14 protein-coding genes are annotated in these 14,630 nt (G+C 73.4%); 7 read left to right on the forward strand and 7 right to left on the reverse strand.

The genetic code is table 11. The features are described from left to right. Positions 1-32: 32 nt before the first annotated feature. The 4 genes from QE401_RS22880 to QE401_RS22895 are packed head-to-tail and all read left to right on the forward strand — an operon-like array spanning position 33 to position 3,712. Entirely contained in the window at positions 33-842 is an 810-nt protein-coding gene (locus tag QE401_RS22880; protein WP_307140517.1) for a GntR family transcriptional regulator, read from the forward strand. Continuing rightward, a complete protein-coding gene (locus tag QE401_RS22885) occupies positions 748-1,764 on the forward strand; it encodes a Bug family tripartite tricarboxylate transporter substrate binding protein (protein WP_307140518.1) in 1,017 nt (338 codons plus the stop codon). The genes QE401_RS22880 and QE401_RS22885 overlap by 95 nt, the downstream gene beginning before the upstream one ends. Beyond that, a complete protein-coding gene (locus tag QE401_RS22890) occupies positions 1,761-2,216 on the forward strand; it encodes a tripartite tricarboxylate transporter TctB family protein (protein ID WP_307140519.1) in 456 nt (151 codons plus the stop codon). Before QE401_RS22885 ends, QE401_RS22890 begins: the two co-directional genes overlap by 4 nt. Before the next feature lie 14 nt (positions 2,217-2,230). Beyond that, positions 2,231-3,712, forward strand: coding sequence for a tripartite tricarboxylate transporter permease (locus tag QE401_RS22895; protein ID WP_307140520.1), 1,482 nt, complete (start codon positions 2,231-2,233; stop codon positions 3,710-3,712). 32 nt (positions 3,713-3,744) lie between these two features. Here the strand turns inward: QE401_RS22895 and QE401_RS22900 are convergent, their stop codons facing one another. Both QE401_RS22900 and QE401_RS22905 read right to left on the reverse strand, forming a co-directional pair. After that, positions 3,745-4,599 (reverse strand): esterase/lipase family protein, encoded by an 855-nt coding sequence (locus QE401_RS22900; protein WP_307140521.1) that lies wholly within the window; start codon positions 4,597-4,599, stop codon positions 3,745-3,747. 70 nt (positions 4,600-4,669) lie between these two features. After that, the gene (locus QE401_RS22905) at positions 4,670-5,725 is read right to left on the reverse strand and encodes a DUF2332 domain-containing protein (RefSeq protein WP_307140522.1); all 1,056 of its coding nucleotides are present in this window, start codon (positions 5,723-5,725) and stop codon (positions 4,670-4,672) included. 76 nt (positions 5,726-5,801) lie between these two features. Here QE401_RS22905 and QE401_RS22910 point away from each other — a divergent pair, with 76 nt between their 5' ends. Continuing rightward, the gene (locus QE401_RS22910) at positions 5,802-6,959 is read left to right on the forward strand and encodes a citrate/2-methylcitrate synthase (RefSeq protein WP_307140523.1); all 1,158 of its coding nucleotides are present in this window, start codon (positions 5,802-5,804) and stop codon (positions 6,957-6,959) included. A 93-nt stretch (positions 6,960-7,052) separates the two neighbouring features. Next, positions 7,053-8,249 carry an amidohydrolase family protein gene (locus tag QE401_RS22915; RefSeq protein ID WP_307140524.1) on the forward strand — a complete coding sequence of 399 codons (1,197 nt, stop codon included), beginning with the start codon at positions 7,053-7,055 and terminating at the stop codon, positions 8,247-8,249. Between the two features lie 36 nt (positions 8,250-8,285). Here QE401_RS22915 and QE401_RS22920 read toward each other — a convergent pair whose 3' ends face one another. Next, complete coding sequence (locus QE401_RS22920) at positions 8,286-9,146, reverse strand: alpha/beta fold hydrolase (protein WP_307140525.1); 861 nt, start codon at positions 9,144-9,146, stop codon at positions 8,286-8,288. 145 nt (positions 9,147-9,291) lie between these two features. On the opposite strand from QE401_RS22920, the gene QE401_RS22925 reads away from it, so the two are divergent. Continuing rightward, positions 9,292-10,407, forward strand: coding sequence for a THUMP domain-containing class I SAM-dependent RNA methyltransferase (locus tag QE401_RS22925; protein ID WP_307140526.1), 1,116 nt, complete (start codon positions 9,292-9,294; stop codon positions 10,405-10,407). Between the two features lie 7 nt (positions 10,408-10,414). Here the strand turns inward: QE401_RS22925 and eutC are convergent, their stop codons facing one another. The 4 genes from eutC to QE401_RS22945 all read right to left on the reverse strand — a co-directional run. Continuing rightward, a complete protein-coding gene (eutC, locus tag QE401_RS22930; RefSeq protein ID WP_307140527.1) occupies positions 10,415-11,197 on the reverse strand; it encodes an ethanolamine ammonia-lyase subunit EutC in 783 nt (260 codons plus the stop codon). Between the two features lie 5 nt (positions 11,198-11,202). Beyond that, the gene (locus tag QE401_RS22935; protein ID WP_307140528.1) at positions 11,203-12,537 is read right to left on the reverse strand and encodes a serine hydrolase domain-containing protein; all 1,335 of its coding nucleotides are present in this window, start codon (positions 12,535-12,537) and stop codon (positions 11,203-11,205) included. Positions 12,538-12,803: 266 nt separating this feature from the next. Beyond that, positions 12,804-13,496 carry a MarC family protein gene (locus QE401_RS22940; protein WP_307140529.1) on the reverse strand — a complete coding sequence of 231 codons (693 nt, stop codon included), beginning with the start codon at positions 13,494-13,496 and terminating at the stop codon, positions 12,804-12,806. A 59-nt stretch (positions 13,497-13,555) separates the two neighbouring features. Next, on the reverse strand, positions 13,556-14,630 hold a 1,075-nt coding region (locus QE401_RS22945), incomplete at its 5' end, for a hypothetical protein (RefSeq protein ID WP_307140530.1).

The raw sequence follows: 14,630 nt of genomic DNA on the forward strand, positions 1-14,630 counted from the left end.
ACGATTTTCGGTCGACACGTTCTGATGCCGCCATGACCACCGAGCCCCATGCCGCGCTGCAGCTGCTGCGCACCGCCTCCCTGACCAGCGTCGTCCGCCAGGAGATCGAGCGGATGATCCTGGATGGCAGCGTCAAGGCGGGCAGCCGGCTGAACGAGCAGGCGCTGGCGGCGCGGCTCGGCGTCAGCCGCGGCCCGGTGCGGGAGGCGATCCGCGGGCTCGAGCATCAGGGGCTGGTGGTCACCGTGGTCAACCAGGGCAGCTATGTGCGCAAGGTCAGCGTCGAGGAGGCGCTCGAGCTCTACGACCTTCGCGCGCTGCTGACCGGCGAGGCCTGCGCCACCCTGGCCGCGGCCCCGCCCGAGGGGGCCGAGGCGCGGCTCGCCGCCCTGATCGCGGCGATGGAGCGCGCGGCGGAGGCCGATGACGCGCCCGGCTACTACACGCTGAACCTCGAATTCCATGCGGCGCTCTTCGCGCTCGGCGCCGGGCCGCGGGCGCAGCGAATCTATGGCGATCTCGGCAATGAGCTGAACCTGTTCCGTCGGCGCGCCCTCGTGCAGCCCGAGAACATGCGCGAGAGCAATGCCGAGCACGCCAGCATCCTCGCCGCCATCCGCGCCCGCGACACGGTCGCCGCGCGCGCGGCGGGGGAGGCGCATATCCGGGGCGGCAAGCGGCGCTTCGGCGCCAGCGCCGCCGGCCACCGGCCAAGCACGCCGCGACAGACGGCGACAGGAGGAGACGATGAGCAGCAAGACCCGCCCCCCGATCCCGCCACCCGGCCCGATCCTGACGATGCCGCGCCGCGCGCTGCTCGGCGCCGGGGCCGCCGGGCTTAGCCTGCTGGCCGCGCCGCGCCTGCTGCGCGCGGCGGAACGCTTTCCCTCGCGCGTGGTCGAGGTGGTGACGCATGCGGGCGTCGGCGGCGGCACCGACATCACCGCGCGGATGATGATGGTGCAGGCGCCGGCCGAGTTCGGCCAGGAATTCATCGTCGTCAACCGCACCGCCGGCAGCGGCGCCGCGGCGCTGCAATACGCCGCCTCCCGCCCGCGCGACGGGCACACGCTGCTGCTGGTGACGCAGACGCATCTGCTGACCATGCTGCGCAACCGCAGCCTGCCGCAATTCGACGAGCTGGTGGGGGTGGCGCGCGCCACCGAGGATCCGCAGATCGTCATGGTCAAGGCCGGCAGCCCGCTGGCCGAGCCGGCGGCCTTCGTCGCGGCGGGCAAGGAACGCGCGCTGAAATATGGCGGCACGCATGTCGGCAGCGTCGACCATGTCGCGGTCTTCGCCTTCGCCCGCAGCGGGCAGATGAAGGACCCGGTGCTGGTGCCGTTCCGCGGCGGCGGCGACATCGTCATCAACCTGGTGGGCGGCAATATCGACGCCGCCGTCATCAACCCGGCCGAGGCCGAGGCGCAGCTGCGCGTGGGCGAGGTGAAGGCGGTGATGACGCTGTCGCGCCAGCGCCTGGCCTCGCTGCCCGATGTGCCGACGGCGACCGAGCTCGGCATCCCGGCACTGGCCGCCACCACGCGCGGCTTCGCCGTGCTGAAGGGCACGCCGGAGGACCGCGTGGCGCGGCTGGAAGCCGGGCTGATCAAGGCGATGTCGGGCGATGTCTATCGCGGCTACCTGAAATCCACCGGCCAGGCGGAGGACAGCGTCACCGGGCGGGAGACCTGGCAGGCGCAGCTGGCGCAGTTCCAGGAGCAGGGGCGCGAGGCGCTCACCTCACTGGGGCTGCTGCGGTGAGCGTCGCACCCGATCGCCTGGCGGCGGGGGCGGTGGCGGGGGCGGCGCTGCTCGCCTTCGCCGTCACCTACAGTTTCGAGGAGGTACCGCCGGGCCTGGCCCAGGGCCTCGGCGCGGTCGAGTTCCCGCGCCTGATCTGCCTGGTGCTGCTCGGCCTCGCCGCCCTGCTGGCGCTGGGCGCGCAGCCGCGCCGGCCGCCGCCGCCGGTGCCGGGCACGGGCTGGGCCAGCATGGCGCTCTGCCTGCTGTTCCTGCCGGCCATGGCGCTGATCGGCATGCTGCCCTCCATGGCGCTGTTCCTGCTGGCCATGGGGCTGCTCTGGGGCGAGCGGCGGATCGGCCTGCTGGTCGGCACCGCGCTCGGGCTGACACTGGCCATCTGGCTGGTCTTCGTGCGGCTGTTCGGCCTGAGCCTGCCGCCCGGCTGGCTCGGCGAAACCCTGCTGGGCTGAGGGGGAAGAAGCGCATGGACGCGTTCCTGGCCGGCATGGCCACGCTGGGCGATCCCTTCATCCTCGGCATGATCCTGGCGGGCACCGTGCTCGGCATCCTGGTGGGGGCGCTGCCCGGCATCTCGGGCAGCACCACCATCGCGCTGCTGCTGCCGCTGACCATCGGCATCAGCCCGATCGCCGCGCTGGCCTTCATGGGCTCGGTCTATTGCGCGGCGAATTTCGGCGGCTCGATCACCGCGATCCTGGTCAATGCGCCGGGCGACCCTTCGGCCTCGGCCACGGCGCTCGAGGGCTACCGCATGGCCGAGCGCGGCGAGGCGGGGCTGGCGCTGGGCATTTCCGCCATCGCCTCGGCGATCGGCGGCATCGTCAGCGTGGTGGCGCTGATCGTGGCGGCGCCCCTGCTGGCGCGCGCCGCCTACAGCTTCGGCCCGCCCGAGTATTTCGCGCTGGCGATCTTCGGCCTGTCGATGTGCGCGGCGATCGGCGGCGACGGCAAGGTGAAGAACCTGATCGCCGCGGCGCTCGGCGTGCTGCTGGCCACCGTCGGCATCGACCTGACCAGCGGCGTCGAGCGCTACAGCTTCGGCATCGTCGAGCTGTCGGACGGCATCGGCTTCGTGCCCGTGCTGATCGGCCTCTTCGCCCTGGCCGAGATGCTGGAGCAGTCGACGCGCCGGGCCGAGCCCGCCAGGCTGATCGCGATGGATGCGGCGCGGCTGCCCAACCGCGCGGAGCTGCGCAAATGCTGGCGCGCCATCTGGATCGGCAGCGGCGTCGGCACCTTCATCGGCGTGCTGCCGGCGCTGGGCGCCACCACCGCGGCGCTGGTCGGCTACAACGAGACGCGCCGCTGGTCGCGCCACAAGCACGAATTCGGCCGCGGCTCGATCGAGGGCGTGGCGGGTCCGGAGGCCGCCAACAACGCCGCCGTCGGCGGCTCGATGGTGCCGACGCTCGCGCTCGGCATCCCGGGCAGCGCCACCACGGCGATCATGCTGGCCGGGCTGCTGGTGCAGGGTGTGCGGCCGGGGCCGCATCTGTTTACCGAGCAGCCGGTGCTGCTCTACGCCGTCTTCGCCTCGATGCTGGCGGCGAACCTGCTCTACCTCGTCATGGGGCTCGGCATGGCGAAGCTGTTCGCGCGCATCAGCCTGATCCCGCCGACGCTGCTCTGGCCGGCGGTCTTCGTGCTATCGGTGATCGGCGCCTATGGGCCGAACCAGTCGATGGGCGATGTGGTGGTGATGCTGGTGGCCGGCGGCGTCGGTTTCCTGTTCCGCCGGCACGGTTTCTCGCCGGCGCCGCTGATCATGGGGCTGGTGCTGGGCAGCATGCTGGAGGAGGCGCTGAAGCAGTCGATGATCATCTTCGACCAGAACCCGGCGGGTTTCCTCGGCCGGCCGATCGCGATGACGCTGCTGCTGGTGACGCTGGCCGGGCTGGTCGGGCCGCAGCTGCTGCGGCTGTTCCGGGTGGCGCGGACCGCGTGAAGAGCAGGGGAGGGGCCTCGGCCCTTCCCCTCTCAGGCCGCGAGCCGGCCGCTTTCCAGAAACCCCAGCGCGGCGTTCACCGTGCCGGGATGCGCCGCCAGCGGCGTGTGCAGGGCGCGCATCAGGGCAAAGCCATCCTCGCAATCCGGCATGCGCGTCTCGGCCACCGTGACGATGCCGTCATTGTCGCCGCCCAGCAGCGGGTTGAAGCCGCGCCCGCCAGTGCCGCCCGCCACCACGGCGACGCCGCGGCAGCGCGGCACCGGCACGGAAGCGGCGCCCACCGTCGTCACCGCATGGCCGGCATGGCCGGCGACCAGCCGGGAAGTCGCGAAGCGCGCCATCAGCTTGGCCATGGCCGCGCCCCGCGCCGGGGAGCCGATCAGCAGCAGCCGCCCGGCCTGCCAGCCCTGCTCCGGCGCCTGCGCCATGGCGGCCCGCGCCACCAACCCGCCCAGGCTGTGGCCGACGAAATCGACGCAGGCGGCGCCATCCTCGGCCAGGGCGCGCGCCGCGCAGGCGGCGGCGGCGGCGTGGTAGGCGAGCGGCTTGCGCAGGCTGGCATAACCCAGATTGGTCACCGCCCAGCCGGATTCCGCCAGCACGCCGGCGAGGCGCGCCACACCCCCCGGATGGTGGCCGAGCCCGTGCAGCAGCACCACGGCGCGGCGCCGCCCGGCGGGGCGGGCCAGACGGGCGGCGTGGTCGATGCATTCCTCGGGCGTGCCGGTGGCGGCGATGCGACCGAAGGGGTCCAGCGCACGGGCCTGGCCGGTCGCGCAATGCGCCTGCACCAGCCAGCCCGAGCGCGACCAGAGATCGGTCCAGGGCCGGAAGGCGCGGGTCGAGCGCTTCACGACATAGCTGGACAGGGCGGCGCTGGACAAGGCGGCGGGCACTCCGGGTGGCGGCGGGGGATCCACCCATTCTGGGGAGGGCAGGGCCGGATTTCCAGCCTCAGCCGCCCAGCCAGTCGACGCTCTGCCCATGCGGATGGGCGATGGCCAGGCGCCGTTCCGTCCCGTCCGGCCAGAGCGTCAGGCGCAGTTCCGGCGGGCCGCCCGCAGGCGGCATCTCGAAGCGCAGCCAGGCCAGGGGAGCCCGCGCGGTGGCCTGTGCCGCCGCCTGGCGCAGCAGGGCCAGGATGCCATCCTGCGTCGCCGCCGGCAGGTATTGCCACATGATCGAATGGTACAGCACCGTCGCGCGGCCCGGGCCGGGGTGCAGGCGCGGGCGCAGCCAGTCCAGCGCATCGGCCCGCTCCACCTGGGTGCCGAGCCGGCGGGCCAGGGCGATGGCGCCCTCCAGCCGCGCGAGGCGGTCGCGCTGGTCGGGCCAGACATAGGCGCGCAGGCGCAGCGCCTGGGCCGGGTCGCCCGCCGACATGGGCGCCAGGTCGCAGCCCGCCCGTGTGGCGATGGCGAGCGGCGCGTCGAGCGGCGGCAGCGCGCCGCGCCATTCCGGCCGCAATTGCACGGGGCTGGCGGGGTCGCCCCAGGCGGCCTCGCCCAGGCGGTAGGAGAAGCGGTCCCAGGCCAGGTTCAGCCCGGCGCTGGCGCCGATCTCCAGCAGGGCCAGCGGCAGGCGGGTGGCCGCGGCGATCTCCAGGAAGCCGCCCAGCAGCACGCCGGCGCGGCCGACCTCATTGGTTTGCGGCGCCGAGGCCAGGAAGCCGCGCAGCTCTTCCTGCCGCGCGGCCAGGACGGCCCGCAGGGCGGCCGCCAGGGCGGCGTCGGCGGGGGCGGGGTTCGGCGGGTAGCAGGCGGCCAGGGCCGGCGCCTGGCCGGCCAGCACCAGGGCGTGCAGCCCGCCGGCCAGGCGCAGCGCCAGCGCATCGGCCAGCGGATCGCCCGGCCAGGCGGCGACCAGGGGCGCTGCAAGGCCGCCGGCGGCGATATCGGCCGAGAGCCAGCGCAGCAGCCGCGCGGTCAAGGGCGAGCCCAGGCGCTCGCACCATTCGATCTGCTGGCCGAAGGCGTGCAGCACGGCGTCGGTGGTGTCGGTGGCGGGCATCGTGGCTCCCTCCGCAGTGGTGGGCGCAGCGAAATCCCGGCTGACAGCAGCGTCAATCTTGATCAACATCATCAATATGACCAAGGTCCAGGAAAGCTGGCTGGAGGCGGCGGAGGCGGTGGCGCGGCTCGGCGTGTCGCGCGCCACGCTCTATGCCTATGTCAGCCGCGGGCGGGTGCGGGCGGTGCCGGCGCCGGGCGATCCGCGCCGCAGCCTCTATGCGGCGGAGGATGTGGCGGCGCTGCTGGAGCGGCGGGCCAGGGGGCGGGCGCGGCGGGCGGTCGCCGCCTCCACCACGGATTGGGGGGAGCCGATCCTGCGCTCCGGCCTGACGCGCATCGCCGAGGGGCGGCTGCAGTATCGCGGCCAGGATGCGGTGGCGCTGGCCGAGAGGGCGACGCTGGAGGAGGTGGCCGCGCTGCTCTGGGGCATGGCGGTGCCGCGCTGGCCGGCGCCGGCCGCCGCGCCCCGGCCGGATCCGGCGCTGCCGCCGATCGAGCGCTGCCTGCGCGCCGTGGCGGCGCGGGCGGCGCGCAGCGACTGGGCCCTGCCGCAGGGGAAGCTGGCGGGGGAGGCGGCAGCGCTGCTCGGGCTGGTGGTGCGGGCGGCGGGCGGCCGGGCCGGGCGCGGCGGGGCGCTGCACCAGCGGCTGGCGGCGGGCTGGGGGCTGGGGCCGGACGCGGCGGAGGCTGTGCGGCGGGCGCTGGTGCTGTGCGCCGATCACGAGCTGAATGCCTCGGCCTATGCCGCGCGGGTGGTGGCGTCGACGGGGGCGTCGCTGGCGGCGGCGGTGCTGGCGGGGCTTTCGGCGCTGAGCGGGCCGCTGCATGGCGGGATGACGCCGCGGGTGGTGGCGCTGGCGGCCGAGGTCGGGCGGCGCGACCCGGCGCCGGTGCTGGCGGCGCGGCTGGCGCGGGGCGAGGCGCTGCCGGGTTTCGGCCACCGGCTGTACCCGCAGGGCGATCCGCGCGCCGCGGCGCTGCTGGGGCGGGCGCCGCCGCGCTGGCGCCGGCTGGTGGTGGCGGGCGAGGCGCTGAGCGGCCAGCCGGCGACCGTGGATGTGGCGCTGGCGATGCTGGAGGACACGTTGCCCCTGCCGCGCGGCGGCGGATTGGCCTTGTTTGCCGTGGGCCGCAGCGTCGGCTGGATCGCGCATGCGCTGGAGCAGCGCGCCGAGGGCCGCCTGATCCGCCCCCGCGCCGAGTATGTCGGACCGCTGCCGCCCGCCCACTGACAGAAAAAAGAAGGGGTCCAGGGGAATTCATTCCCCTGGCCTTGTCTTTCTTTTGTTTTCGTCCTGCATTGCGGTTTCGTTCGGAGGAAGACGATGCCCCAGGACCTGCTGCTGAAGAACATCCGCCCGATGGGCGGCGCTGCCACCGACATGCTGCTGCGCGATGGCCGCATCGCGCGCATCGCGCCCGACCAGTCGGTGCCCGGCGCAAAGGTGGAGGATGGCGCCGGCGCGCTGGCGATCCCGGGGCTGGTGGAAGCGCATACGCATCTGGACAAGACGCTGTGGGGCATGGGCTGGATCCCGAACAGCGCCGGCCCGCGGCTGATCGACAAGATCGACAATGAGCGGCGGGTGAAGAAGGAGCTGGGCCTGGATGCCGAGCGGCAATCGGCGCGGCAGCTGGTGCAATCGCTGCGGCATGGCACGACGCATATCCGCACGCATGTCGATATCGACACGGAGGGCGGGCTGGACGCGGTGGAAGGCCTGCTGCGCATGCGCGAACGCTATGCCGAGGTGATGGATGTCGAGCTGGTGGCCTTCCCGCAATCCGGCCTGCTGGTGCGGCCCGGCACGCTGGAGCTGGTGGATGAGGCGCTGCGGCTGGGCTGCGAGGTTGTGGGCGGGCTCGATCCCTGCGGCATCGACCGCGATCCGGCGGGGCATCTGGATGCGGTGTTCGCGCTGTCGCAGAAGCATGGCAAGCCGCTGGACATCCATCTGCATGAGCCCGGGCTGCTCGGCGCCTTCAGCATGGAGCTGATCTTCGAGCGGACACGCGCGCTCGGCCTGCAGGGGCAGGTGGTGATCAGCCATGCCTTCTGCCTGGGCGATGCGGATGCGGCGATGGTGAATGGGCTGCTGGACGAGATCGCGGCGCTGGATATCGGCATCATGACCACGGGCAGCGCCAGCCGCCCGGTGCCGGCGGTGGCGCAGCTGGCGGCGCGCGGTATCCGCACCTGTTCCGGCAATGACGGGATCCGCGATTCCTGGGGCCCCTATGGCAATGGCGACATGCTGGAGCGGGCGATGATGGTTGGCCTGCGCAACAATTTCCGGCGCGACGAGGAGGTGGCGATGGCGCTCGCCGTCTGCACCCAGGGCGGTGCCGAGATCATGCGGCTGCAGGATTACGGCCTGGCGGAAGGCTGCCGCGCCGATCTGGTGCTGGTGCAAGCAGAGACGGTGGCCGAGGCGGTGGTGGTGCACCCGCCGCGCGCGCTGGTGGTCAAGCGCGGAAGCGTGGTGGCGCGGGACGGCGTGGCGCTGGTCGAGGCGCCCTGAGCGTGGGGCGGGCGCGGGGAGTTTCCCGCGTCCGGCTCAATAGACGAGGAATCCCTTGATCGCGTCGAACATCGCCTGCGGCTCGTCGGCGCGGATGGAATGGCTGCTGCGCTCGAAGATGCGCAGATCGGAGCCGGGGATCAGGCGGTGGATCTCCTCGGAGAATTCGGGGGCGCAGATCCAGTCATGCCGCCCGGCCAGGATCAGCGTCTTTGCCGTGATGCGCGGCAGTTCCGGGCGCAGGTCGAAGCTGCGCAGGAAGCCGCCGGAGCGGAAGGCCTGCATCAGCGCCGCGGGCTCGTGCAAAGTGCGCAGCCGGGCATCGCGCCCGGCCTCCGGATTGTGGGTGACTGAGTAGAGCGGGCCCATCACCTCGTAATAGTGGCGCACGGCATCCAGGCTGGTCAGCTCGCCATTCCAGAGCTGGTCGGCGACGCGGATCTGCTCGGGCGTGCCGCGCTCGGCGACGATGGCGCGGGCGCGGGCGTTGAAGCCGGCATGGGCGGCGGTGACCACCAGCACCAGGTGGGAGACGCTGTCCGGGTAGCGCGCCGCATGCGCCATGGCGACCATGCCGCCATAGGAGGTGCCGATGGAGACGATGCGTCCCAGGCCGAGATGCTGGCGCAGCGCCTCCAGATCCTCGACATTCTCGTCCAGCGTGTAGGTCGCGGGATCGCCCTTGGCGGAGCGGCCCTGGCCACGATGGTCGATATAGACCAGCTGCATGCGCTCGGCGAGCGGGGAGAAGCCGGGCTTGAAGCCGCTATGGTCGCCGCCCGGGCCGCCATGCAGCACGAAGGCCACCGGCCGCTCGCGCATGGTCGGGCCATCGGGGACGAGGCCCATGCCCTCGACGTCGAAATAGATCTCGGTGTCGCGGATGCGTGCGCGCATGCTGTCCCCTCCCGGCTGCGGATGGCAGTGTGGCATGCGCGGGGCGCGGGGGTAAGCCGGGCGCGCTTCGGTGGCCCGGCCCGGCGCGGCGTGGTAGAGCGGCGGCCCGCCGCGCTTCCCCCCGATGCTTCAGCCAGGCAGCCCCATGACCCGCGATGCCGAGTTCGAGATTTTTCTGTCTGCCTTGCCGGGGCTTGAGCCCGTGCTGTGCGAGGAGGTGCGCGGCAAGGGCTTCAAGCGGCCGAGGATCGTGCCGGGCGGCGTGGTGACACGCGGTGGCTGGCCCGAGGTGTGGCGGGCCAATCTGTGGATCCGCGGCGCCGGGCGGGTGCTGGCGCGGATCGACAGTTTCCGCGCCGTGCACATGGCGCAGCTGGATGAGCGGGCGCGGCGGGTGCCCTGGGATGCCGTGCTGCGGCGCGACGTGCCGGTGCGGGTGGAGGCGTCCTGCGCCGGATCGCGGCTCTATCACAGCGGCGCCGTGGCGCAGCGCGTCGAGACGGCGATCCGCGAGACGCTGGGCGCGCCCATCGCCGAGGAGGCGGAGATCACGGTGATGGTGCGGGTGGAGCAGGATCTCTGCACCATCAGCGTCGACAGCTCGGGCGAGGCGCTGCACAAGCGCGGCTACAAGCCGGCGGTGAATGCGGCGCCGCTGCGCGAGACCATGGCGGCGCTGTTCCTGCGGCAATGCGGCTTCGACGGGCAGGAGCCGGTGCTGGACCCGATGTGCGGCTCCGGCACCTTCGTCATCGAAGCGGCGGAGATCGCGGCGCGGCTGAATCCCGGCCGGCAGCGCGGCTTCGCCTTCGAGAAGCTGGCGAGCTTCGATGCGGAAGCCTGGGCGCGCATGCGCGCCGTGCGCAGCGAGCGTGTGCCAACCGCGCGCTTCCATGGCAGCGACCGCGATGCGGGGGCCGTGGCGATGAGCCGTGCCAATGCCGAGCGCGCCGGCGTCGCCGCCTATACCGAATTCCGCCAGGCGACGATCAGCGAGATCGCACCGCCCGGCGGGAGGCCGGGGCTGGTCATCGTCAACCCGCCCTATGGCACGCGCCTCGGCGACAAGGGGGCGCTGCTGCCGCTGTATCGCGCGCTGGGGCAGGTGCTGCTGGCGCGCTTTGGCGGCTGGCGCGTCGGCCTCGTCACCAGCGAGGCGCATCTGGCGCGGGCCACCGGCCTGCCCTTCCTGCCGCCCGGCCCGCCGGTGCCGCATGGCGGGCTCAGGGTGACGCTGTACCGCACCGATCCGCTGGGCTGAGGCTGGCTCAGCCCTCCAGCAGCGGGGGCAGGGGGGTGTCGTCCTTGAGCGCGATGCCGGTCTGGCCGAGGCGCCGCGCCTCGGTCATCAGCCAGGCCAGCTTGGCGGCGGCGGCGGCGTGGCTGAGGCCGCCGGCGCCATGGATGTTGGAGATGCAGTTGCGCTCCGAATCCCGCCGGCCCGGGCGGGGCGCGTGGGTCAGGTAGACGCCCAGGCTGTCGGCCACCGACAGGCCGGGGCGCTCGCCCACCAGCATGGCGAGTTGCGTGGCGCCGAGGCCGGCGCCGATCTCGTCGCCCAGCGCCACGCGGGCCTGATGCGCGATGACCAGCGGGCCGACGCGCCAGCCCGGCAGGCGGGCCAGCACCGCCCCCAGCAAAGGCGCCGCGTGGCGCTGCAGGGCGGTGGCGGAGAGGCCATCGGCCAGGACAAAGACCACATCCCATTCGCCGCGCGGCAGGCTGGCCGCATCCTCGGGAAGCAGGCGGCGGCCGAGATCGGGGCGGCGCAGATAGGTGGCGCGGTCCGGCGCCTGGCTGTGCAGCGAGAGGGTGGGGTGATCGCCCAGCCCGGCCTGCGCCAGGGCGCCGCGCAGGGCGGCCTCGTCCAGCGCGGCGTGCACGGCGTCGCGCGCCTCGGCATGGGCCCGCTGGAAGTCCAGCACGGCGCGCAGGGAGGGCGCATCGCCGGCGCGGCCCAGGCCGATGCGGGCGGGGGTCGCCGCGCGCAGCCTGGCCCAGGGGTCGGTCGCCGGGTCGGTCGCCGGGTCGGGGGCGGGGGGCCGGGCCATGGCGCTCAGCCGGCGCGGTGGAAGCGCAGCATGCGGCTGCGGTGGCTGGTCAATGCCACCGTATCGCCGGCGAAGGCCAGGCCGAAGCGCAAAGGCCAGGGCCCGTCCGGCAGCTGCGTGACATAGCGGCCGCTGCCCAGCGGGCGCAATGTCGCCTGTCGCCGCGCCGGGCCGATGCCGCGGCTGAGCGTGTCGCCCTCGATTCGGAAGGCAGCATCCCCGGCGTTGCCGCGCCATTCGCCCTGGATGCTGTCCAGCCCTGCATCCTGCGCGACGTCGACGCGGTGGAAGCGGCGCGCGACATGGCCGAATTCGCCCTCGATGCCATCCGCTGTCGCGCGCAGCCGCATCGGCAGATGGGCGGAAAGCGTCACGGCGCTGCCATCGCCCGCCGCATGCAGCGTGTCGCCGGCGCCAAGGAACAGCGCGGTCTGGCCGGTGATCTCCAGCCAGTGCGGCCCTTCCTGCTCGGCATAGAGACCGGCGGGCAGGGCAGAGGCCAGGGGCGGCAGCGCCGCGCCGAGCAGGGCCGCCATGGTGGCGAGCGCCATGGCGTGGCTCGCCGCATCCTCGCGGTTGGCGACCAGCACCACGCCGAGGCCGGGCTCCGGCGCCAGCAGCAGATAGGTCTTGTAGCCGATATGCGAGCCGCCATGGCCGATCAGCGCCACGCCGCCGATCTCGTCATGCGCAAGGCCCAGGCCATAGCCCGTCGCCCGGCCATCGGCGAGAGGGCGCGGCGCGCCTTGGCGGGCCAGCAGCCCCTCGGCCACCCCCTCATTGCGCAGCATGGCCTGGCCCCAGCGGGCGAGGTCGGCGCCGCTGCCGGTCAGGCAGCCCGAGGCGGAGAGATGCAGCCCGGCGAAGCCCTGCTGCCAGCCGGCGCCGTCCTGCCAGTAGCCGGGCGCCAGGCCGGGCACCGCCTCGCTCCACAGCTCCGGCGCGCGCCAGGCGAGGCCGAGCGGGCGGTTCACGCTGTGCTCGACGAAATCGGCGAAGCGGTGGCCGCGCCGCGCCAGGATGGCCTCGACCAGGCGGTAGCCGGTGTTGGAGTAGGAGATCTGCGTGCCCGGCGCGAAGTTCAGATCCTCCTGCCGCGCCAGGAAGCCCAGCGCCGCGTCGCTGCCGATCGCCTCGGTGGCGGTGAGGCCGAGCAAGGACAGCGTCTCGCGCAGATCCGGCAGGCCGCCGGTCATGTCGAGGGCGCGGCCGAGGCTAACCCCGGCGAGGTCGCCGCGCAGCTCCGGCAGATGCGCGCCCAGCGCGTCGTCCAGCGACGGCCCGTCGCGCAAGGCGAGGGCCGCCAGCACATGCTTGGTGACGGAGGCGTAGCGCACCACGCTGGCGCCGCTGAAGGCGCGTGGTGCCGGAGAGGCTTTCCAGCCCCGCCGCCACCTCCACCCGGATGCGGCTGGCGTCGAAGACGAGAATGGCGCCGCCCGGCGCGGCGCCGCCCTCCCGCCAGGGGGCCAGCAGACGCTCCGCCATGTCGCGCGCCGCCACCCAGTCGGGGGTGCGGGTCAGGGTGTCGGTGGCGGACATGGCGCGTCTCCCTGCTATGGCAGGGCGCATCCTGCGCCGCGGGGCGCGGGCGGTCCAGCCCGGCTCAGCCGCGCGTCCCGGCGGCGGCGAGCGCCGCCACCAGCAGGTCCTGCACCCCCGCGCTGAGGATCTGCACGCCGATGCAGAGCAGCAGGAAGGCTGCCATGCGCATCACCACCCGCGTGCCGTTGCGGCCGAGCAGGGCGATCAGCCGGTCCGCCCAGTTATAGGCGATCCAGACGGTCAGCGCCGTCACCGCCGCCGCGGCGCTGACGCCGGCGAAGAAGGCCCAGAGCCCGGTGCCATCGATCGGCTGCGCGGCGCTGAGGGTGATGGCCACCGCGATGCTGCCGGGGCCGGTGGTGAAGGGCATGGTCAGCGGGAAGAAGGCCACGGCCTCCGCATCGCTGGCCGGGGCGGCCTGCTGCTCCTTGCGGCTTTCATGCTCCTCCGGCGCCATCAGCAGGCTCCAGGCGCGGATGGCGACCACCAGCCCGCCCGCCACGCGCAGCGCGCCGAGCGAGATGCCGAAGAAGTTCAGGATGGAGGCGCCGCCCCAGAGCGCGCCGAGCAGCACCAGCAGCGAGTAGAGCCCGACGCGGCGCGCCAGATAGGCGCGCTCGGCGGCGCTGCGGTCGCTCATTACCTGGCTGAAGATCAGCGCGGCGCCGAGCGGGTTGACGATGGAGAACAGCGCCGGGAAGGCCAGCAGGAAGGCCCCCGCGACGCTGCCGAGCGGCGTGATGTCGGACAGCATGGCGTCATCTAGGCCATGCGCGGCGCGAAAGGCAAAGCTCCCGCGCGGGGGGCGGGCGGCTATTCGTCCCGCTTCAGGTAGTTGCTGCCATTGATGGTCAGCACGCCATCCGAATCCTTGTCCGGCATGAACAGGCTGAACACCTCCTGCCGGCCATCATCGCCGGTCAGGGTCAGGCCATAGCCCTCGATCCGGTAGCGCCCCTGCTCGGCCGGGCGCTGCGAGCCCACGGTGACGCCGGAGCTGCCGCCGCCGGTGTCATTGCTGCCGCTGAAGCCGGCGAAGCCGCTGCGCCGGAAACGCCCGTCGCGCGTCAGGGTCAGCAGCCGCTCGACCGCCACGCTGCCGGAGGAGAAGGCGGTGCTGCCGGCGGAGCCGTAGAAATAGCGCCAGCGCCCCTCCAGCCGGGTATCGGCCGGCAGCGGCGGGACGAAGCGGTGCAGCGTGTCGCCGATGCGCAAATCCTGCCCCTCGCGCACCAGGCTTTCCTGCTCCACCTCGATCAGCCCGAAGCGCGAATGGGTCTCGCGCAGCTCGATGCGCCCATCCTGCAGCAGGCGGTAGGTGCCGCAATCGCCGGGCTCGGCCTGGCAATGCGCTGCCATGTCGCGGCCGCCGGAGGGCAGGCTGGCGCTGAACAGGCCGGAGGGGTCGAACACCATCACCTCGCTCTCGGCGTAGAAATCCATGCCGCCGAAGGCGTTCATGCGCAGCCCGGTGTCGAGATGGGTGTAGACGCCCTGCAGCCCGCCGCCGCCCGGTGGCGGTTGCAGACTGAAGGCGCGGTCCGCCTCGGTGGGTCTGAAGGAGCGCACCAGCGCGTCGAAATCCGCCTCCGCCGCGCGGCGGCTGTCGCCGCGCAGATTGACCGTCACCAGGGCCAGCACATGGATGGTGCGGCCGGTGGCGATGGCCACCGTCTCGCTGCCCAGGGTGGCGCCGTTGCGGGTGCCGCAGCAGCGCGTGTCGTAGCGGATGCGGTGGCCATTCACCGTCTCGCCCTCGCGCCGCAGGGTCGGGCGCTCCTCGGCCAGTTCGGGAATGCTGCGCGTCGCCTGGGTGAAGATGGCTTCCAGCTGGCTGGCCGGCGCGGTGACCGGCGGCGCGATCTGGATCAGCGCCGCGCCCCGGCCG

Origin of the sequence: Pseudoroseomonas cervicalis, assembly GCF_030818485.1 — a bacterium.
GTDB lineage: Bacteria > Pseudomonadota > Alphaproteobacteria > Acetobacterales > Acetobacteraceae > Pseudoroseomonas > Pseudoroseomonas cervicalis_A.